Here is a 1480-nt window from a genome sequence, read left to right as displayed (position 1 = left end):
ACCTCGGGGCGGTCGTCCGCTCGGCAGCCGCCTCCGGCACCACCACCCCCCAGGCCAACGCCGACACCGTCATCGACCACCTCCACCACACCGGCATCCTCACCCCACCGGAGGCATCGTGACCACCGCGGTCGAGGCAGCCGGCCTGGACGACCACGCCCTCGCGGCCTGGCTGGCCGAGCGCGCCGGTGCGCTGCTGCTCGACATCCGCTCCCTGGGCGGCAAGGAGGGCGACCGGCAGTCCGACGAGCTGCTGCTGCGCCTGCTCGCCCAGGCCCGCCCGGACGACGCCGTCCTGTCGGAGGAGAGCGCGGACAGCCCGGCCCGCCTCGACCGCGAGCGGGTCTGGATCGTCGACCCGCTCGACGGCACCCGTGAGTACGGGGAGCCGCCCCGCGAGGACTGGGCCGTCCACGTCGCGCTGAGCATCGGCGGCCAGGCGACGATCGGTGCCGTGGCACTGCCCGCCGCCGGGCTCGTCCTGGGGACCGGCCAGCCCCCTGCGCTCCCGTCCGCGGCCGCGGGGCCGGTGCGGCTGGCGGTCTCCCGCACCCGTCCGCCGGCCTGCACCGAGCAGCTGCGCACCCACCTGGACGCCCAGCTGGTGCCGATGGGCTCGGCCGGCGCGAAGGCGATGGCCGTGGTCCGCGGGCAGGTGGACGTCTACGCGCACTCGGGCGGGCAGTACGAGTGGGACTCCGCCGCCCCCGTCGCCGTCGCCGCGGCCGCCGGGCTGCACGTCTCCCGGCTCGACGGCGCGCCGCTGCGCTACAACCAGGCCAACCCGTACCTGCCGGACCTGCTGATCTGCCGCCCGGAGCTCGCCGCGACGGTCATCAGCGTGCTGCAGGGCAGCTGAGCGCAGGCGACGGGAGGCCCCCCTCAGCGGCCTGGCCTGGACCGGACCGGACCGGACCGGTCCAGGCCAGGCCAGGCCAGGTTACGAACTACCCGCTGAGGATCAGTGCCGCGGTGACTTCGACGGTCCGATCCGAAACCTTCGAATCAGTCAGTCAGCACCAGCGCTCTTCGAGTCCTTTCGGCCAGATTCAGAAAGTACCCGGATCAGTTGCGCATGCGCCGCGACGACTCATGGGTCTTCCGACCGCGCGTCACCCCTCCACCCACGCTGATACCCCGGCCGCGAGGCCGCACCAGGCCACGCGAGAGCCCGACCCCTGGGCACTTCGGCCAACGCAGGCACGACGAGCACCACCCACTGCCGTTCACCATGAGCGGGAGAGTGCCACACGCACGCCGCAACAGGCGTTCACGCTCGACTTTCCCGCATTCGGCGACCATCGTCATGGTATCGCAAAAGGTGGCGTGCGGGCTGGCGAGGACCTGGCATCGTCCCAATACCAGGAACTTAAGGTCTGATCGTGTAGGTTCTGGCTGTGCCGAGGCGTGGTCAGGTCAAGGAGAAGGCCGGGGACCGGTTGGTGGACCGGGTCGGGTTGGGGGTGCTGGCCGCGCAGTT

The 1480-nt window shown here is 72.2% G+C and carries 1 protein-coding gene; it reads left to right on the top strand.

The annotated features are described in order from the left end of the window. The first annotated feature begins 145 nt into the window (after window positions 1–145). A complete protein-coding gene (locus AB1460_RS37420; protein WP_368967290.1) occupies window positions 146–859 on the top strand; it encodes a 3'(2'),5'-bisphosphate nucleotidase CysQ in 714 nt (237 codons plus the stop codon). The last annotated feature ends 621 nt before the right edge of the window (window positions 860–1480 follow it).

It is taken from the genome of Parafrankia sp. FMc2 (assembly GCF_041008525.1).
In the GTDB taxonomy this organism is placed as follows: Bacteria; Actinomycetota; Actinomycetes; order Frankiales; family Frankiaceae; genus Parafrankia.
This window is presented reverse-complemented; position numbering and strand designations above follow the sequence as displayed.